12 protein-coding genes and 2 pseudogenes are annotated in these 19,479 nt (G+C 48.5%); 4 read left to right on the top strand and 10 right to left on the bottom strand.

From position 1 onward, the window contains the following. Positions 1-6: 6 nt before the first annotated feature. Together mlaE and KMZ15_RS01395 are read right to left on the bottom strand one after the other, a co-directional pair. Entirely contained in the window at positions 7-777 is a 771-nt protein-coding gene (gene mlaE, locus KMZ15_RS01400) for a lipid asymmetry maintenance ABC transporter permease subunit MlaE (protein ID WP_223693393.1), read from the bottom strand. Continuing rightward, positions 774-1,595, bottom strand: coding sequence for an ABC transporter ATP-binding protein (locus tag KMZ15_RS01395; protein ID WP_223694631.1), 822 nt, complete (start codon positions 1,593-1,595; stop codon positions 774-776). Before KMZ15_RS01395 ends, mlaE begins: the two co-directional genes overlap by 4 nt. Positions 1,596-1,908: 313 nt before the next feature. Here KMZ15_RS01395 and KMZ15_RS01390 point away from each other — a divergent pair, with 313 nt between their 5' ends. Next, positions 1,909-2,640: an OmpW family protein gene (locus tag KMZ15_RS01390; protein ID WP_223694629.1), complete on the top strand. Its 732-nt coding sequence runs from the start codon at positions 1,909-1,911 to the stop codon at positions 2,638-2,640. A 113-nt stretch (positions 2,641-2,753) separates the two neighbouring features. Here the strand turns inward: KMZ15_RS01390 and KMZ15_RS01385 are convergent. The 6 genes and pseudogenes from KMZ15_RS01385 to KMZ15_RS01360 all read right to left on the bottom strand — a co-directional run. Further along, positions 2,754-3,881: pseudogene (locus tag KMZ15_RS01385) on the bottom strand (deoxyguanosinetriphosphate triphosphohydrolase); the annotation flags it as partial. A 124-nt stretch (positions 3,882-4,005) separates the two neighbouring features. Continuing rightward, entirely contained in the window at positions 4,006-5,115 is a 1,110-nt protein-coding gene (gene aroB, locus KMZ15_RS01380) for a 3-dehydroquinate synthase (RefSeq protein ID WP_223693388.1), read from the bottom strand. Between the two features lie 109 nt (positions 5,116-5,224). Continuing rightward, the gene (locus KMZ15_RS01375) at positions 5,225-5,758 is read right to left on the bottom strand and encodes a shikimate kinase (RefSeq protein ID WP_223693385.1); all 534 of its coding nucleotides are present in this window, start codon (positions 5,756-5,758) and stop codon (positions 5,225-5,227) included. Positions 5,759-5,771: 13 nt separating this feature from the next. Continuing rightward, entirely contained in the window at positions 5,772-7,097 is a 1,326-nt protein-coding gene (locus KMZ15_RS01370; protein ID WP_223693383.1) for a type IV pilus secretin PilQ, read from the bottom strand. A gap of 32 nt (positions 7,098-7,129) precedes the next feature. Continuing rightward, complete coding sequence (locus tag KMZ15_RS01365; protein ID WP_223693381.1) at positions 7,130-7,669, bottom strand: hypothetical protein; 540 nt, start codon at positions 7,667-7,669, stop codon at positions 7,130-7,132. Further along, positions 7,666-8,709 (bottom strand): hypothetical protein, encoded by a 1,044-nt coding sequence (locus KMZ15_RS01360; protein ID WP_223693379.1) that lies wholly within the window; start codon positions 8,707-8,709, stop codon positions 7,666-7,668. Before KMZ15_RS01360 ends, KMZ15_RS01365 begins: the two co-directional genes overlap by 4 nt. A 267-nt stretch (positions 8,710-8,976) precedes the next feature. Here KMZ15_RS01360 and KMZ15_RS01355 point away from each other — a divergent pair, with 267 nt between their 5' ends. Continuing rightward, entirely contained in the window at positions 8,977-11,367 is a 2,391-nt protein-coding gene (locus KMZ15_RS01355; RefSeq protein WP_223693376.1) for a penicillin-binding protein 1A, read from the top strand. A 53-nt stretch (positions 11,368-11,420) separates the two neighbouring features. Here the strand turns inward: KMZ15_RS01355 and cyaY are convergent, their stop codons facing one another. Continuing rightward, a complete protein-coding gene (gene cyaY / locus KMZ15_RS01350; RefSeq protein WP_223693374.1) occupies positions 11,421-11,744 on the bottom strand; it encodes an iron donor protein CyaY in 324 nt (107 codons plus the stop codon). Positions 11,745-11,780: 36 nt separating this feature from the next. Between cyaY and KMZ15_RS01345 the strand changes: the two are divergent. Both KMZ15_RS01345 and lysA read left to right on the top strand, forming a co-directional pair. Next, positions 11,781-11,885 (top strand): annotated as a pseudogene (locus tag KMZ15_RS01345) (lipoprotein); the annotation flags it as partial. Between the two features lie 96 nt (positions 11,886-11,981). Next, the gene (lysA, locus tag KMZ15_RS01340) at positions 11,982-13,250 is read left to right on the top strand and encodes a diaminopimelate decarboxylase (protein ID WP_223693371.1); all 1,269 of its coding nucleotides are present in this window, start codon (positions 11,982-11,984) and stop codon (positions 13,248-13,250) included. A 95-nt stretch (positions 13,251-13,345) separates the two neighbouring features. On the opposite strand, the gene KMZ15_RS01335 is transcribed toward lysA, so the two are convergent. Beyond that, the gene (locus KMZ15_RS01335) at positions 13,346-18,610 is read right to left on the bottom strand and encodes a hypothetical protein (protein ID WP_223693369.1); all 5,265 of its coding nucleotides are present in this window, start codon (positions 18,608-18,610) and stop codon (positions 13,346-13,348) included. Positions 18,611-19,479 lie beyond the last annotated feature (869 nt).

Genomic DNA, 19,479 nt, shown 5'->3' with positions numbered 1-19,479 from the left:
ATCCGTTTAATTGCTAAACATCAATGCTGTCAACAAGAAATCAAGCCCCAGCACGGCCAAAGAAGCGAAGACAACAGTGCGTGTGGTCGCCCGCGCTACGCCTTCGGGCGTAGGCTTAGCTTCATAGCCTTGGTATAAAGCGATAAAGGTCACGGCCAAACCAAACACAAAACTTTTCACCACACCATTGCCGATATCGCGCCAGACATCGACGCCGCTTTGCATCTGTGACCAAAATGCCCCGCTATCGACACCAATCATTAAGACCCCAACGCCATAACCGCCAAGGATGCCAACCGCACTAAAAATAGCAGCCAAAATCGGCATTGCAATCACCCCGGCCCAAAAGCGCGGCGCCACCACAAACGATAGTGGATCAACCGCCATCATTTGCATTGCCGTCAATTGCTCACCCGCTTTCATTAGGCCAATTTCAGCCGTCAATGCAGTCCCTGCGCGCCCAGCAAATAGCAGTGCGGTGACGACCGGCCCCAACTCACGCACGAGCGACAATGCGACAAGCAGGCCCAGCGCCTCTGCCGAGCCATAGCGGCTTAAAGTGTAATAGCCTTGCAAACCCAGCACAAATCCTACAAAAAGACCTGAGATGGCGATAATGACAAGCGAATAATTACCCACAAAATGAATCTGCTGCATCACCAAGCGTGGCCGCTGTAATAAGCGCCAACCCTCACTCAGCAACCGTAGCCACATCCGCGTACCATAGCCCGCGCGACTTAGGCCATTGAGCACTGCGCGACCGAGCACGCTAATCATGAGCGTGCTCCTGCATCCACCGCAAGACCAAAATCAGCGGCCAGCGGCGCGCCCGGATAGTGAAAGCCAAACGGCCCCTCTGCCGCACCATCAAGAAACTGGCGCACCGTCGGATCAGTTGAGGCACGCAACTGATCTGGGCTGCCTTCAGCATGGAGAGCACCATCTACAATGAAATAGACATAATCGGCAATGGCAAACGATTCCGGTACATCATGAGTCACTAGAATGGAGGTGGCGCCAAGCGCCTGATTTAAAGTGCGAATCAAATTTGCAGTAATGCCAAGCGAAATCGGGTCAAGGCCAGCAAACGGCTCATCATACATAATTAATGTAGGATCGAGTGCGATTGCGCGGGCCAATGCAACACGCCGCGCCATGCCGCCGGAAATCTCAGCGGGCATCAAGTCGCGGGCGCCGCGCAAACCCACTGCATTTAACTTCATCAGCACTAAATCTTGCAGCACAGTTTCTGACAATTGAGTATGCTCACGCAAAGCGAACGCGACATTATCAAATACCGATATATCCGTAAACAGCGCACCAAATTGAAATAACATGCCCATTTTGCGGCGCAATGCATAGATACCGGCCGTATCAAGCTTGCCAATATCCGCGCCCTCGAACAGCACTTGCCCGCGCCGGGCTCGCTCCAAGCCACCAATTAAGCGCAAAATTGTTGTTTTACCGCAACCAGAGCCGCCCATAACGGCCACCACCTGGCCGCGCTTAAAACATATATTTAAGTTTTTAAGCACAAGCCGCTCGCCATAGCCGAAATCTATGCCGCGCAGTTCAAGCAAGTTGTCAGAGTGGATATGAGGCACTGTATCACCCGAATTTTAAGTTCAGATTAGGGAACTGTAGATTATAAAGGAAGCCACTTTATCTTTTCTTTTCGTTTGTGTGTGCTTTATTTCGTTAGGAGTAACGATAGCATGGTTGAGAGGATGATCAAATTTGAGGAGGACATGCGTACAACAAACTTAGCCAGCAAATACACCCCCTCACCTGTAATATCATGCGATAGTTCATATTTTTCCGCTAGATCTGTTGAAAATTGGTTACACTTTTGCCACTGCCCACAAAGCAGAATGCAGGTATCAAAGAATCATTTACCAAGGAGGAAAAATGAAACTGACCCGTATTTTTGCAGCATGTGCCGTCTTATTGGTGGGCGCGGCCACCGCTCATGCCCAAACCGCTGGTAATTTTATACTTGGTACTGGCTGGCTCCATTTGGATACTAGGGATAGCAGCCACCCCATGCGGACAACGTCCCCGGCAGCGCTCGCTAAAGTCTACGGGAATACAGGCGCCTCAGTTAATAACGCAAACACGCTTGGCTTATCGGGTCATTATTTCTTTACAGATAACATTGCAGGTGAATTCGTAGTAGGCATTCCCCCGCGTTTCGATTTGAAAGGTGAGGGTGAATATGCAAGCTACGGTAAACTCGGTTCAGCACAGCAATGGAGCCCTGCGTTATTGCTCAAGTATTATTTTTTCAATGCACAGGCAAAATTCCGTCCCTATACAGGCCTTGGAATTAGCCGAGTCTGGTTCACTGATGCAAAACTGACTAACACCAATTTCGAGCAAAAAAGATTATACAAACTCCCTGGCACGGCAACTGACGTCTCGGCCGATAGCCAATGGACACCTATATTTAATGCCGGTTTCTCATATCAGTTAACAAAGCGCTGGTTCGCTGGTCTATCAGTCTCGTACTTACCTTTGCGCACAACCGCCAAGATAAATACGACTGCCAATACGCCTATGGGACCAATAAGAATGACAAATGAAGCAGAAATTAAAGTGAATTCAATTATTACTTATCTTAACGTTGGCTATCGCTTTTAACCTTTGCCATACTTAATTTAACTTATCTGTGCCACCCACGCTATTAAGCCTAGTGGCATTTTTCTATATGCAGCCAAAGCACAATTAAATGAATATGTTTTGCGCAGCCTTTTTTAACCCTCATCCATTACAAAAAGACGACGATATTCTTTAAGTGCGTAACGATCTGTCATCCCAGCAATATAGTGGGCGATAAGCCGTGGTTGCAACTCAGGATCATGACTTTGATACGGCGGAGGCAACAATCGATGATCACTTTTGAATGCATCAAAAAGCCCAGTAACCACGCGCTGCGCTTTGTTCGTCATCCGCATGACCTGATAATGGCGATACAGATTTTTAAATAAAAACTGCTTGAGTTTTAGCGCTTGTACGGCAATAGATGCGCTATGTCCAACCAGCGCCGGCGCGCGCCGCACTTCATCAGGCGAGAGTAGCGCATGAGCCTGTAATTTGATCGTGGTGGCCGTGATCAAATCAACGATCAGGGTGTTAATGATGCGCCGGATCGTTTCATGCACCAAACGACGCCCACTTAAAGCCGGCCAAGTAGATAACACCTCACGGTGATGCATGCGCCACAGTTCAAGTTCATCCAGTTGCTCAACCGTCAGCAAACCGGAACGCACGCCATCGTCAATATCGTGATTGTTATACGCTATTGCATCCGCAAAATTTGCAATTTGCGCTTCTAGCGTGGGCTGCTCTGCGCGTAGAAAACGCTCGCCGACGTCCCCCAAGCGCTGTGCATTTTCGCGAGAGCAATGCTTAAGAATACCTTCGCGTGTTTCAAACGTAAGATTGAGGCCATTAAAGCCCCCATAGCATTCTTCTAATTCATCCACGACCACCAGGCTTTGCAAATTGTGCTCGAAGCCGCCATATGCGCGCATACATTCGTTAAGCGCGTCTTGTCCGGCATGGCCGAATGGCGTATGACCCAAATCATGCGCGAGCGAGATCGCCTCAATCAAATCTTCATTCACCCGCAAATTACGCGCAATAGAGCGCCCAATTTGGGCAACCTCCAGGCTATGCGTTAATCGCGTGCGAAAGAGATCGCCCTCATGATTCACAAAAACCTGTGTTTTATATTCAAGCCGCCGAAATGCAGCAGAATGAATAATGCGGTCGCGATCTCGCTGAAATGCGGTGCGCGCTTCAGGTGCAGGCTCTGCATAACGGCGACCACGCGAAGCAGATGAGCGTGCGGCATAGGGTGCAAGGTGCGCTTCAAGCGCCACCAAATCAATCGGGGTGATTAGATAGCGGGATGTCTTGTCAACAGAATTCATTGCGTTCCACATTCATCAAAAAGACCATTGCATAGGAGCCCAGAAAATGCCAGACCCATCATGATTCGGACTACGTGTTAGGTTTTTCAGCAGCAGTATCAGGCTGGGTCGAGGCCGTTAACACCGCCCGCAGAGTATGATCCGTGACACGCATTACAAACGCCTCTCCCAAGCGCTTTAATAAGATACAGTTAATGTGCTCAGCCTCAGTTTTTTTATCAACGCGCATTAAATCTAGATAACGATCAGAGCCTAATATAGGGGCCTGCGTCGGTAAGTGCGCTGCCGCAATCAGCCGCTTAAGGCGTGTACGTGTTGCGCTATCAATCAATCCAAGCTGTTGCGACAAAGTAGCCGCCATCACCATTCCACACCCCACTGCCTCACCATGCAGCCATCTGCCATAGCCCAAGCCGGCCTCAATCGCATGACCAAAAGTATGGCCAAAATTAAGCAGCGCACGCCTTCCTTGCTCGCGCTCATCAGCCGCGACCACCTGCGCCTTAATCTCGCAGGAACGACGCACCGCTTCAATTGTTGCTGCCTCATCGCCACGGTTGAGTGCATCAATATGTGTTTCAATCCAATCAAAAAATGCGGCATCGGCAATCGCACCGGCTTTAATGATCTCCGCAAGTCCTGCTGCAAGCTCACGCGCGGGCAACGTACGCAGCACTGCCGTATCGGCAATCACCGCCTGCGGCTGATGAAAAGCGCCGAGCATATTTTTGCCCAGCGGGTGATTAATGCCTGTTTTGCCTCCTACTGATGAATCAACTTGCGCCAGTAATGTGGTGGGTACTTGGATAAAGGGTATGCCACGCATATAGCAAGCAGCGGCAAAACCGGTGATATCGCCCACTACGCCCCCCCCCAGTGCAATCAGTGTCGTTTTACGATCAGCATGCTCCGCTAACAGTTTGGTAAAAATAAGATTGAGGGTTTCCCAGTGCTTATGTGCTTCGCCATCTGGTAGCACGATCTGGATCAAGCGCTTACCAAGCGGCGCAAGAGTTGACCTAAGCCGTGCTGCATAGAGCGGCTCAATGGTCGCATTTGTGATGAGCGCAACGGTAGAGCCCATTAGGTGCGGGGCAAAAAGCTCGGTGCGATCAAGCAGATGGTTACCAATGTGAATCGGGTAAGCGTGCGCAGCAAGATTAACGTTAACTGTCAGCATGGTTAAAGATCGCCAGGATTTTTATTGGAGGTCCTCGGATCTGTAACAGCCGTGCGTTGTAGAATCAAATGAAGCAAAGTATGCATAGAAATCCTAGAATGGACTGTAATTAAAGCAATTCGAGTTGTGCTAGCACAGTATCAACCAATTGACTTGCAGCCGGCCGGCCGGTCTCAATGACAATGTGCGCACATTCACGATACAGGGGGTCGCGAATTGCATATAAATTGTCGAGTTGCGCGCGTGGATCATCGGTCTGCAATAATGGCCGATTTCTACTGCGACGCGTGCGTAACCATAAATCATGCGGGTGCGCATGTAAATAAATGACTGTGCCGCGGCTTTTTAAGCACAGACGATTTTCGGCATTTAATATTGCGCCGCCGCCCGTTGCCAGCACAATCCCGGTATGTTGCGTAAGCTCATCGATCATTTTTGCTTCGCGCTGCCTAAATCCTATTTCACCCTCATGCTCAAAAATAACCGGGATACAGGCGCCTGTCCGTACTTCAAGCTCATGATCGGAATCGAAAAAAGGTTTTTGCAGCTGTCTGGCCACAGCTCGCCCAATCGTGGTCTTGCCTGCGCCCATCAGGCCGATAAAAAAAAGGTTAAAGTGAAATTTGGAGTCTTGCAAAATCATCTCTCATCTTGGCTTAGATTCCGTCATGGTACGGCAAAGGTAACTGCGTCACTACGTTCGGTGTAATAAAAACCAGCAATTCACTCTTACGCTGATTATGAGTGCTATGGCGAAACAAGGTGCCTAATAGCGGAATCTCGCCAAGCCAGGGAACCCGCGCAACATCGGTGCGTTCATCCTGAATAAAAATACCACCCATGGCTACTGTACCCCCGTTTTCAACTTGGACCTGTGTGCGCACATGTTTCGTATTTACTGCAGGACCCGATTGTGTCTGCGTCCCAATACTGTCTTTAGAGACATCGACATCAAGTACAACATGACCATCCGGCGTAATATGGGGCGTTACCTCAAGCTTGAGGCTAGCCCGGCGAAACTGCACAGCCGAGACACCATTGCCTACTTTCGCCTGATAAGGCAACTCCGTACCCTGCTCAATGAGGGCTTGCACTCGATCCGCTGTCACCACGCGGGGGCTGGACAATATTTTCCCATATCCATCCGCTTCCAGTGCGCTTAACTCTAGAGCGAGCAGCCGGTTAGCACCAGCACTAAAAAGGGTGAGTCCTGCACTCATTGCATCAAACCCTGAAAGGGGGCCTGCCGGTAAATCATAAATTGCACCATTGTTAGCGGCCAATAATCCTCTCGGCACATTTTCACCCGCAGTCGCACCTAAGCGCGCTAGCCGCGCCCCTAACTCGCGGGAGAATCCTTCTTCTGCTTCGACAATCCGCACCTCAATGGCAACTTGCCGTAATGGCCGATCAATGGCTTTTAACAGTACCTGAATGTGCTCGATATGCTTAGCTAGGTCGGTCACTAAAAGCTGGTTGGTCCGGCCATCCGCTATGGCGGTTCCGCGTTTTGATAAAACGCGCTGGATACCGGCGCCGTGCAGCAGTTTGCCAACCTCGCTTGCGCGTTGGTAATGTAACTCAAAGAGATGGCTGATTAATGGCTCAAGCTCAGTCGCACGCGCATGAGCTTCAAGACGCTGCCGCTCTCGGCCAGCCAACTCTTCTACGGTAGCGACCCAAATAATATTGTCACGATTTTGCACCACTAAGCCATGCACATCCATTAGCATATCAAATGCACGACGCCACGGCACCCGGTCAAGCCGCATTGATACGGTACCTCGCACCTGCTCACTCGCAATGATATTCAAACCCGTGAAGTCCGCAAAAGCTTTTAATACGGCTGATAATTCAGCCTGATGAAACTCAATCGTAAGCGGTGCATTAGCATCGCCTTTATCTTCATCGAGATTGGCTTGTGCTTGACAGGGGATTAAGCCAATGCCTGCTGCCACCATCCATAGCCATATAAGAGGCATCGCCTGGCGCAGTGTATGCGGTATAAAGGCCATCAGCTGGCCTCTCGTAGCGAAAGTGTCCGTATCAAACCTGACCCTTGCGATAAGAATAGCGAAGAGGTATCAATTCTTGTCACCACCTCACCATTTAATTTTTCACCTGTGCGCAGTAGAACAGAACCCGCAGGCGAATGCACCAGCGCCGCCCGCGTACGCCCACGTTCAAGTATGCCAATCAGCCGTAACGTTAAATTGGCCGATGGCGGTGGTGTTTGCGTTAAGGTAGACGGATTGAGTTGGCGATGGATAGAAGATGAAGCTTGAGATGCAACGCCACGGTGCTCTTGGATCAACGGGTGCAATGGGTCATATGCAACCGCCGGTGCTGGCCTAGATTGCATCACGCCAATGAAAATTAAAGAGACTAACGCTGCTGACAACATGCTGTATCTACGGTACTGACGCAAACAACGCGCCCGTACATATCGATACGGCAGCAGATTAAAACCGCCTACCGCAAAATCCTCGCTCGCTATGCGGCGCCGCAATAAACGAGAACCTTCTAGCCAGTTTATGCGACTGGATAATTTCATAACATCCAGCGCAATGCAAGACCAAATACAACCGCAAAGGGTGCAATAGCTCCCAATTCAGGCCTGGCCCATTGCGCACTGCCGGTGCCTCTATGGCTCCGCACTCCAGTGCTGCCATGAATGCCGTTGCGATTGCCATAATGCCGATTGCAACAGGCTAGTGGATCGAATTCAATCACTGGGCAGCCTAACACAACGCTCAATTCATCGATTGTCCTGCCGGCCATCAGCAACGTCTCAACCTCCCCTGCAATTAAGACATATACAGGCTGGATCATTTTGATCAAGTCGTGTAATGCTGTTATAAAAGCCGGGGTAGCTAAATCAGCAGGTGAAAATTTGAGTTCACGTTCAATCGAACCCCCGCATAGCAACCACATGCACCCACTATCCGTACCTAGCCAAATGGCTCCGTAGAACATGTCTGCCCGACCGGTCTGCATACCGGCAAAACGACAAGCTCGTAAGGCAGCAGCATCTGCCCCGTCGATTGCATGCAACATCATCCCTGCTTGAGCCGCGGCTTCAAGCCGCACTTCCACATAGCGACGTGGAGTTGCCACAATGGTGAGCTGATCTGGCGCACCGGCGGGGTCTGCGCGGAACCAATCCACTGATAATGCAGCCGCCTCAATGCCAGCTAAATGCTCTGCCTGAGCCAACACTGCTGACTCAAGCGCGTCAAGTGCTGTATCGGAGTGTGTCGTCATCACGCTCTGCGGCGCGAGCATGGCAATCGATAGCTGTTGTAACAATGCCGCCGTAGCAGGCAACGCCATAGCAACGCGGGCAGCAGATAATGCTCGCTTACATCGACAGGCAAGCAGCGCTTCAGTCAATGCTGCTGCGATGACAGCAGGATCCATAAAATCCGCCCCCGCCACCATCCCGGCAGGCAGCGCACAAACGCCAATATGTTCAATTCGGATTTTTGCGGCAGCCAGCAACCGACGGCTTAGCACCATGACCCGCAATTGCTTGGGACCCACTTCGATCCCTAGTGCAAAACGGCGCGCAACGCTAGCCATAGAAATTCGCATCAAATGTCCTTGAGTTTTAAAATAAAAATTTGCTCTTCATTTATTGACTTAATTTTGTCAATAAATAGGGACAAGAAATACTCAGCTAAATGGCTAGTTTATCGGTGGCGTATTAGCGCCAGCTAGAACCGTCAAAATCCCCGATAAGAGTAGATTTGAGAAGAAAATTACAAAATAGCGACGTTAACCAGACTAAAATCACTTTAAAAAGTACACGCAACCTGACAGCAGGTGGCTATAATCCACTGTCCCTCTTTTATCATTTTTATGGCTTCAAAATCTCCCCCCTCCTCGCGCCCACGCCCTGCCCGCTCGCCTTGGCTGGTTCTGTTTCTTTGGTTAAGCGGAGCAGCCGCTACGCTGGCGACAATCGGTACATTGCTGATTGCTTATATGCTGATCGTCATGCTGCCCAAGCTACCTTCACTTGAAGCACTGACTGATTACCAGCCCAAAGTGCCCTTGCGAGTCTATACGGCCGATCATGTGCTAATTGGTGAATTTGGCGCCGAGCGACGCCATCCTGTACGCTTTGAAGAAATCCCTGAGGTCATGAAAAAAGCGGTGCTCGCCATTGAAGATTTCCGCTTTTACGATCATCACGGAGTTGATTTCATCAGTATTTTGCGCGCCGGCTTAGCGGATATTTTGCATGGTAGCGCAGCCCAAGGCGCGAGCACCATTACCATGCAAGTTGCGCGCAACTTCTTTTTATCAAGCGAAAAAACCTATACGCGCAAACTCTATGAGATGCTGCTCGCCTATCGGATTGAGGCAACGCTGACCAAAGATCAAATCCTTGAGGTCTATATGAACCAGATTTTTCTGGGCCAGCGTGCCTATGGATTTGCCGCTGCTGCGCGGGTCTATTTTGGCAAAGATATCAAAGATATCACGGTGGCCGAAGCAGCCATGCTAGCTGGATTGCCTAAGGCCCCTTCCGCCTATAACCCAATTGTTAATCCAAAACGGGCAAAAATTCGGCAGACCTATATTTTAAAGCGCATGCATGACTTACGATACATTGATGCGGCGCAATATCAGACAGCGTTACAGGAGATCTTGCGAGTCAAAGGCTCAGGTAAAGAATTTAGCGTTCATGCAGAATACGTCGCAGAAACGGTGCGCCAAATGATGTATGCACAGTATCAGGATGAAATTTACACGCGCGGGCTTAACGTAGTGACAACGATTGACTCTGCCGAGCAAGATGCGGCGTACCGAGCCGTCCGTAAAGGCGTCTTAACCTATGAGCGGCGCCATGGCTATCGTGGGCCAGAAACCTATATTGATTTACCGGCTGAATCGGAAGCGCGCGATCAAGCCATTGCGAATGCATTACTAAATGAACCCGATAATGGAGAACTCAAGGCAGCCGTCGTGATCGCCGTCCGCGCAAAAGAAGTACAGGCCGAGCTATTAAGTGGCGACACCATCACAATTACCGGTGAAGGTTTAGCCTTTGCCGCGCGTGCGCTCACGACACAAGCATCAAACACTAAGCGCATCAAACCGGGAGCCGTGATTCGGGTCACCCAGGCAGCTAATGCTAATTGGTCAATCACACAACTCCCTCAGTTAGAAGGTGCTTTGGTATCACTGACCCCGCAAAATGGCGCAATCCGCGCCTTAGTCGGCGGGTTTGATTTCAATAAAAATAAATTTAACCATGTCACGCAGGCTTGGCGGCAACCGGGTTCGAGCTTTAAACCTTTTATTTATGCAGCGTCGCTCGATAAAGGCTTGGGCCCAGCCACAATGATCAATGATGCTCCGCTGTATTTCGCTGCGAAACAAGCCGGTGGCCAGCCTTGGGAACCCAAAAATTATGGTGGCCGCTATGATGGCCCAATTAGCCTACGCACCGCCCTATCAAAATCAAAAAACCTGGTCTCGATCCGCATACTAGACTACATTGGCCCTAAATATGCGCAAGAATATCTTACGCGCTTTGGCTTTGATGCCGATAAGCATCCTGCTTACTTGCCCATGGCGCTTGGCGCTGGACTCGTAACGCCGCTGCAAATGGCTACCGGTTATGCTGTTTTTGCGAATGGCGGCTACCACGTCAATCCTTATTTGATTGCCACTGTCACCGACCAGCGCGGGATCGTTATTTCACAAGCACAACCACTGGTTGCCGAAAGCAACGCCCCCCGCACCATCAGCGCTCGCAATGCTTACTTGATGACCAATCTATTACATTCTGCGGTGCAAAGAGGTACCGGCGCACGTAGCAATGTGCTTCATCGCACCGACCTGGCAGGCAAAACTGGCACCACTAATGATTCGCACGACGCTTGGTTTGCGGGCTTTCAGCATGAGTTGGTCGCAATTTCTTGGCTAGGATATGACCACCCTAAAAGCCTAGGCGATCGAGAAACGGGCAGCGGCCTAGCCCTGCCCATGTGGATCGACTACATGAGCCGCGCCTTGCCACGCCTTGCCGTATATTCATGGCCCCGGCCCAGTAGCGGGATTACCGAAATCGACGGTGAGCTTTTTTATGATGATTTTTTGCCAGGGCATGGTTTTGTTGCCCATATTGATACAAGCCAATCCCTGCTTACCGGCGAGGGAGGGGCAATTTCTGGCGCAAACATTGGCGTGAGTGAGACAGAAAAACGGGATATTATGGACTTGTTTAAGGGTCAATAAAGTCGCTGAAGGTGGCTTGCCTCTTTGCATTTTGAGGGGCAACCGCTCACCCATCAACCCTTAGACAACTCAATAGTGACGCCCGCTTGTTCGCTTGCATAGCGTGACAAGGCGGCAAATAATTCCATACCACCGCGCGTGTCAAGCCAAGCTCCGTCTTGTTGCCGGTAGTGAAAACCGCCGGCTTTCGCCGCCAACCAAATTTCTTGCATGGCCGCTTGTAAATTAACAATGATCTTGCTACCGTCTTCAAATTCTAGAGTTAATACATTGCCATTACGCTCATATTCAACCTCAGCCCCGCTTGCATCCAGCGCGGATTCGATTGCATCTAGCGTTGCCTCAGCAAACGCAAGGTATTCTTTATGATTGGTCATGCTACACTTCCCCGCTTTAATTTTCCGAGTTTAGCTATGCAGACTATTTGCAAAGCCAGCGCAATTGTAGCGGTTTTCATGGCTCTTGCCGCTTGTGGACAACGCGGGGCACTGTATTTGCCAACCGTGCCGCCGTTACCCGAGCCTGCTGCCGCCCCACAGGCGAGCCCGTTAAAAAATACGCCAGCCGCATCACCGCTCAAGCCACTGGCTCCATTCTCTTCCAACAGTCACTAAATGCTTGATAACGCTTTTGAATATATTAACGCCGAACTGCATGCAGAAAGCGTCCCGCTTACACTGCTTGCACGACAATTTGGCACACCGCTTTACGTTTACTCGCGCGCCGCCTTGACCCGCGCGTATCAAGCGTACGCACATGCGTGCGCAGGCCATAACGCAAAGGTTTACTATGCCGTCAAAGCCAATAGCAATCTCGCTGTGCTCGATGTCTTTGCAAGGTTAGGGGCGGGCTTTGATATCGTCTCAGGCGGCGAGTTAGCGCGTGTGCTCAAGGTTGGCGCGCACGCCGACAAAATTGTTTTTTCAGGCGTCGGTAAAAGTGTCAGCGAGATGCAAGCAGCACTGACTGCGGGCGTCAAATGTTTTAATATTGAATCGCTCCCTGAACTACAGCGCTTGCACGACATTGCAGCCAATACAGGTAAAACAGCACGGGTGTCATTGCGCGTCAATCCAGATGTAGATGCAAAAACGCATGCGTATATTTCGACAGGGCTTAAGTCAAATAAATTTGGCATTGCTTTTGATGAAGCGCGTGCGGCCTATCGCACAGCGGCGTCAATGAAATCGCTCGAAATCATGGGTATCGACTGTCATATTGGCTCACAAATCACTGAAATCGCGCCTTATCTCGATGCGCTAGATAAAATGCTCGAGCTGATTGAATCGATTGAAGCAGACGGCATCAAAATTTCTCATCTCGATATGGGGGGCGGCCTTGGCATTTGCTATGACGCCGAAACGCCGCCAGCGATTAGCACGTTTGTGCACACTCTGCTGAGTCACCTTGCCAAGCGAGGTCACGGACACCGTGAAATTCTATTTGAGCCAGGCCGCTCATTAGTTGGCAACGCAGGTATCTTGCTGACAAAAGTTGAATATTTAAAACCTGGCGCGGCCAAGAACTTTGCGATTGTAGATGCCGGTATGAATGATCTTGCCCGGCCCGCAATGTATCAAGCCTATCATGATTTAATCCCCGTTCTTCAACACCGCGACAACACGCCACAGGTGCTCTACGATGTGGTCGGGCCGGTTTGCGAAAGTGGCGATTGGCTTGGTCGCGATAGGACTCTGGCCCTTAAGTCTGGAGATTTACTTGCTGCGCGCTCGGCTGGCGCGTATAGCTTTACGATGAGTTCAAATTACAATACGCGGCCACGCGCAGCGGAAGTGATGGTGGCAGGGGAACACGCCTATTTAGTGCGTGCGCGCGAAACAGTTGAACAATTATTCGCGGCTGAAATAAGACTACCAGATTAAAACTGTAAGGGAAACTCAGGCAGTCTGTAACTGGAGTTGACTCATTTTCGCGGGCACTTTTAAACTACCGAAAAGGAATCAACTCCAAACTGGGATCAGCCCACTCCGAAGACATTCGAATCAACTCGAGTCTTGATATACCATCCCTTCCCTACTAGCTCCAAGTCTACTTTACCTACGTACGATTTAAGCTGATTATATTCCGCTTGTCTTTGCCCTCCTTCTTTTTGGCTTATCAACTGCATAGTCCAAAAAGTATAAGGACTGAGCATAAAATCCCCTCGACTCAGCTTTTTATAGGTTCCATTGCTGCTGACTGGTTGAAGAGGGCTTCCTCTCCTTTCAAAACTATAGTTGATTAGTAGCTTCTCACCCGGTATGGAAGAATACTGATTGTCATATCGATAGTAGGAATTGCCCCAATGGGTCATATCCACACTAAAAAGATTAAGAACCTTATCTAACGACTTTTGATTTTGTTTACGCTGCTCTTCTTCTACATAGACATCGTCAGATGACACCCACTTCATTCGGATAGCGATTTCGCTAAACTTAATCGCATCTTTCCAAGGCGCGCTAAAGGCAACATCCGCTTTGAAGGTGACGGGTTCTCCACTGAGTAAATTTTTAATTTCTAACCAATAGTCTGCAGGCTTCCATACCGCAAAGGGGGCTGTAAATTCCCCTTCACTATCAAAGTCTTCTGTCATTATTTGATTGTCATATTCATTGATGGAAGTTCTATATTCTATTAATCTTGTTCGTATATTCCTTATCGTTTCTTGGACGCGTCCTTGGAGCGAATCCATATTAAACTCGGTAGGCAAATCCAGCCCTGGCAAATATGTTTGAGTAAAAGGAAAGGCCCATTGCTCAAAGCTTTTTCGAGCACACTCATACTGAACAAGGAGCAAATTAGCGTTGATCGCTAATTCCAAGCTCTCCACTGCCAGACGCAAATCTTCCTTCACTATGGTAATCCCAGTAGAGACCGGTGAGTTGATCTGAGCAATATAATCTGCCAATTTTTGCTGGTCCTGACAAGCCTGGATACGACTATACAAATGAATCAACGTTGTCATCCCTTCATCCAGTTTTTCAAAACACCGCGCCAAGGCTCCTTGTACCTTAAAGCCCTGTGTGATTTGCTTGAGTTGAAACTGCATGTCTTTCAAGATAATTTGTACGCGCCACTGCGTGACATCCAGTGATACTTTCGACTGGCTCGCTAAACCACGTTCAATCGCTTGAATATCTTGCCGCATCCTTGCTACCCCGGGAATAATATCCTTATAGATATTGTCCTCATACTGTTTAAGCTTCGTCAGTTGATCCTTAGATTTTTGGATAGCCGTTTCAATAACCTTCTGTTTTTCCTGACCCTGTTGATATTGCTCGTAGATACCCGCAACCGATGCCGAAATCATTGCTATTATCTGTACAGTCTTAGTAGCGCGCTCAACATGCGCTAAGAGGGTTTTAGTTTGCGGCGCAGATTCCCGCGATTCTAAATCGGTTTTCTTTCTACTGAGTTCCGTTTCTAATTGTTTTTGCAAGCCATATAGCTCAGCAAGTCCGTTTGGATCAGGTTCACCTGGTTCCGTCGTGACCTTAGCTTGGATATTAGTCACTATTTGGGTGATATCTCCTACCTCAGTGGAGAATCCCTCGAAGTCCCGATTAATCTGGGCGAGTTGTTGCTCGATAACCTTGAGTTGATTCTTTTCTCGCTTCTTCAGTTCGGCTTGAAAGGCGTTCAGCCCTTTGCTGACCTCAGACGGGAATGAAAGTAGCGTGGCTCCAACAGTTTTATCGTCTAATACCAAACTTTCAGCAACCATCGTGCCTGTGCCAATCACCGCGCCCACAGCCACACCGACGGGCCCCCCCACACAGCCGATAACGGTGCTGCCTAGCTTCAGCACTCCAAATAGAGCCCTTAGCGTTAAGGCCTCTTCCAATTTCCGCTGTTGAGCTTGTAAAGCCTGCTGATTCTCTTGATTCTCTTGCTCCGCTGCTTGCTGCTCTACCGTTTCTGTTATTAATGCCTCTAGCTGCTGGTCGAGTTCTGTACCCATCTTCTCGATGGCGGGCTCAATTTCTGCTTTAACGAAGCCCTGCGCGTCTTTTATCTGCTGCTCAATAGAGGATGTATACTTCTCTTGATAGTTTGAAATCGCTTCCCTTTTTCTTTGCGTGTTCAGTTCTTTGACCGTCGCTTCGACCAAATCTAAATACCCTTTCATATCAATGACCAAATGCGGGTCTAACTTAACATTAAGACTGTTGAGTTTGCTCAGCGCAGCGGTATACAGATAACTCAGCGCTTTTTTATCATCAAGCAACAGAGACGGTGCTCGAGCCAGTGAGTCTTTAGCGTGGTCCCGTACACGGTCTAGAAAAGATTGATACCTCGGCCGCAGATCTACTTGCTGACTCATGGTATAGAATTGCTCTTCTAATCCCTGGAACTCATTGACTAATCCTAGCGGGGTAGAAAGTTCGTTCAGCCGGTGAGCTTTTTCTATTTGATCTAGAAACGTAGTCAAGGGAGTTTTATACAAAGGATCTACGAGGTTTGCACGTAAATAATGTTTATAAGCATTGAGGTGTGGATAAAAATCTTCCATAGGAAGGGGCTCTGCTGGCTTACCATCACGACCTGCACCATTACTATTATCTACGCCATTCCGACCATTGCGTATGTGTTTAGGAGCTTTTTTCGGATCGAGTGTCCACTCTATTTTGTCAGGGACTGCTCCTGTGCCGCGTCCGTAATGCTCAATTTCGAGTTTTGCAGTCGCGTGATCTATATAATGACCGCCTTCCCCTCCTTTCCCCCTTCCCCCCTTTCCAGCTTCTCCAGCAGCCGACTCTTGATGAATTTTTTCTTGCATGGTTGAATTATCCATCAAGTTAATAAGCTTAAGTGTACCTGGCTTACCACCTTGGCCTCTCTGTCCACCCGCCCCACCTGGCCTACCTGGCCCACCTGCTTTACCATTATGAATACAATAATAATAAGTATATACTGTCGATGCGTGATACGGACCGTCCGTTACCGTACGGTCTATCTGCATAGCCCCTTCTGGCGTGGCACGACCCGTAGTCTCAGGAAACACAGCATCTTTCCCTTTTTGACCATTACCACCATCGCCACCGTCTTGTCCCGGTCCACCTTTACCACCATGCGCGGTAATCGTCAGATCCTCAGCATTTCTAAAATAGTTACCAACCCCCAATAAACTGCCTCCCGTCCCACCAGGCTTCCCAGGTTGACCGGCGGCACCATCATAGAGGCCAGTTTCTACCTTATCTGGAACTATTTGGGAGGCAGCTGCGCCATCTAAACAAATGCAGTGTCCACCAATCACTTCCCAGGCAGGGGCTGCTATAATCACATTCGTCCCCTTTAATCGCTCATTCGTGAGATTCGTATCTATAAACACCGTATCTAATCCGAAAATTTCAAGCCATGTGGGTTTCGTATTAGCAGCGCTAAGGGCACGTTCAACCTCACTCAGTTTTACATACCTGCCTTTCACGGTAAGTTTTTCACCCTCTTCTTTTACCTCAATTAAGCTAAGCTCTAATTTTAATAAACGATTGAGTTCCTCTAATCTCTCGCTACTCTCTAAGATACGGTGGATGGTCTCCTTAACATTGATGGAAAAGTCGGATTGGACTTTTGCTAAGAAAGGCCGAATGTTATCGGAATCAATATGAATACCTTGCCCTTTATCGACCTGCCCCCAATCCTGAATATCCGCGACATTGTATCGACTTGGATTATGCTGCACCGCCCATGCACTTAGTTTATTTTGCAGTGCAAACAAAAATTCATACCACTGCATGAAATGCTCTAAATCGGAGTTTACTTTCCCTAATAATTGATTAGACCACCGATCTGGGGTCGTAGTAAGTTCCGTGTTACTGACTGTTTGTAGAAATTCTAAATAATCTGCTTGCTTTAGCAGAGTGTTTATTCGTTTTTCTTCTTGGATGCCATCGATAGGCAGCTTACAGTTGGCCATCTGGTTACGAAAAGTGTTGACAAACTCTTTAGGCGAGTTGATTTCCGTAAGGCTTTCTTTAAGTGCTTTAAGGGAGTTGTAAGATTCGCTTAATTGCGCTATTAATTGGCGACAATCCTTCGACTGCTTCACTTGATCCTGGAAATAGCGTTGCAGCATTTCTCCTAGTTTAGCTGCGTCTGAGGCGATCGTATCATTGATTGTTTGAGCGAGGATCTGGACATGGTGTTTGTATTTGTCTGAAATCGTATACCCAAAATACTCTGAAGCACTGGGTAAAAATTGAGTACTCTCTATGAATTGCTGAAGCTGAGGTTTAGCTTTCCGAAAAAGTGCAATCTCACTTAGTGATCCTGCCTTATCCGGTCGTCGAAAAAGTCCTATCTTAGGACTAGCAGCGTTCACTACGAGAGCATCAATGAGCTGAATGGCTGCTGTATACCGCCTCCTGTCGTCATCGGTAAGATTAGATTTTTTAAGCTCTGATTTCGCCTCTTCTTTAACAACATTACAAAGAAACTCAGTTATACCCTCTATCACCTCTTGATCCGGAATTAAGCCGTAGCCTTTTTCTCGTTCTACAATAATATTATCTACTTTAGTAGCAATCAGGGTAATACTGCCTTTAAATCTACCTAAATCTTTGACCAAATTGCCTATATGCTGCGCGAGCGTTATAAAATCATTCCGATAATTCCCCTCTTCCAAGGAGGAATGGTTCACCACAAGCATTAGCTTGATACGTTCACTGTGATCAATCAGCCTTTTTATGCAATAGGCAGATGCAATTTCCTGCGAAACTCCCCGGGTGTCTTCAAATCCGGGGCAGTCATAGTAGGCTGTAGCACTCCTAATATCTGTAGTACTATTATCTACTATTAATTCTGGAAAAATTGTTTGAGAATGAATTGTGGAATTCTTCGCTGTATCGCTCTTATCCTCAATAGAAAATTTACCTCCCTTTAATTTTTTTGAGCAGAGATTACTATCATTCCCCGTAATATACTGGGTGAAGGTGCTCTTACCTGCTCCCGTGTTGCCCAGAACCAGAACGATCTCTTTATATCGATCATCGAGACTAAGCTTTCTTTCACTCTCTGCTAAAAGCTCAAAGGTTTTATTTAACGTTTCAGTTTCAGATTGATAATTATTTAATAAATGAATATTCCTGCCTCTCAAGTCGTTTTGTAAACGATTGTCTTGAACCGGCCCATTGTCTGGATGGATAGACAAGTTATTTATAGTTGCATCGATCTGAGACGATATAGTGTGAAGTTGACTTGGGCTTGAGACCGAAGCGTTGACGTTGTTGGATACCGGGTTCATATAATCCTCCTTTAGCGCTCTTTGATATTAATCAGATGCTGAAACTTGCCAAACCTGCACTGCTGCATTGCAAAAGCTCTATTTCTGAAAAGTACTGGCTTTAAACGGGTACTGTGGCACTGATATTTATTTTTAATTGATTCTAGCAGAGCTTTCTCAAAGTAAACGCCTCATTAGCGAACTGTGGCGAAATCTGCACACAAAGCCTCTCCTCCGTTCGTGCAAACTTAGTAAATTTTATAATATGAAATACCATCCCCTCTTTGTTTGTCGGGTAGCAGCCGTACATTACTGAATGTTGACATAGAGTAAGCCATTGAACAGTACAAGAGTACGCCTGACATGCGCTCGAAGTATGCCTTGTTGGCTTGCGTTCCAGGCGTAGGAGATTTAACGGCCTGGCATCTCATTACCTTTTTGCCAGGGTTAGGTTGCTCAAACCATCAGTCGCTGGCTGCTCTGGTAAGGTTGCGCCTTTCAACCACGATAGCGGTAAACACAAAGGCAAACGTTTCATTCAAGGCAGTCGAGCACTCATCCGGTGAACGTTTTACATGTTAACTCTAGCTTGTACTCGCTAGAACCAAGATTTAAAAGCCTTTTACCAGCGCTTAACATGCTGTCGCAGAACGACGAAACAAAGGCCTTGACGCGCCGCCCGAGCTTCTAGCCTACATCTCTCCCTTGGGCTGGGCGCACATTCATCTCGGACTCCTTCGACTCGCGCTCCTCGTCGACAGCGACCGCAGCAGGACCAGAACCACCAGCACTGGGCCCCAAAGTCAAGGCCATGCGACCACCCAGGCACATTGATGTAGTAGCGCACCGCTTTGCCGACGCCGTGGCTCCACAGTTGCCCACCCACGACC

It is taken from the genome of Mycoavidus sp. HKI, from assembly GCF_020023735.2.
Taxonomy (GTDB): domain Bacteria; phylum Pseudomonadota; class Gammaproteobacteria; order Burkholderiales; family Burkholderiaceae; genus Mycoavidus.
Note: the sequence above shows the minus strand (reverse complement) of the source record. Positions and strands in the feature narration are given on the sequence as shown.

What these genes read in the sequence shown, in the direction of transcription:
- aroB (WP_223693388.1), bottom strand. Translation starts at nt 5,115, where the DNA reads ATGCTGACAGTTAACGTTAATCTTGCTGCGCACGCTTACCCGATTCAC.
- lysA (WP_223693371.1), top strand. Translation starts at nt 11,982, where the DNA reads ATGCTTGATAACGCTTTTGAATATATTAACGCCGAACTGCATGCAGAA.
- KMZ15_RS01365 (WP_223693381.1), bottom strand. Translation starts at nt 7,669, where the DNA reads ATGAAATTATCCAGTCGCATAAACTGGCTAGAAGGTTCTCGTTTATTG.
- KMZ15_RS01370 (WP_223693383.1), bottom strand. Translation starts at nt 7,097, where the DNA reads ATGCCTCTTATATGGCTATGGATGGTGGCAGCAGGCATTGGCTTAATC.
- cyaY (WP_223693374.1), bottom strand. Translation starts at nt 11,744, where the DNA reads ATGACCAATCATAAAGAATACCTTGCGTTTGCTGAGGCAACGCTAGAT.
- mlaE (WP_223693393.1), bottom strand. Translation starts at nt 777, where the DNA reads ATGATTAGCGTGCTCGGTCGCGCAGTGCTCAATGGCCTAAGTCGCGCG.
- KMZ15_RS01360 (WP_223693379.1), bottom strand. Translation starts at nt 8,709, where the DNA reads ATGCGAATTTCTATGGCTAGCGTTGCGCGCCGTTTTGCACTAGGGATC.
- KMZ15_RS01335 (WP_223693369.1), bottom strand. Translation starts at nt 18,610, where the DNA reads ATGAACCCGGTATCCAACAACGTCAACGCTTCGGTCTCAAGCCCAAGT.
- KMZ15_RS01390 (WP_223694629.1), top strand. Translation starts at nt 1,909, where the DNA reads ATGAAACTGACCCGTATTTTTGCAGCATGTGCCGTCTTATTGGTGGGC.
- KMZ15_RS01355 (WP_223693376.1), top strand. Translation starts at nt 8,977, where the DNA reads ATGGCTTCAAAATCTCCCCCCTCCTCGCGCCCACGCCCTGCCCGCTCG.
- KMZ15_RS01375 (WP_223693385.1), bottom strand. Translation starts at nt 5,758, where the DNA reads ATGATTTTGCAAGACTCCAAATTTCACTTTAACCTTTTTTTTATCGGC.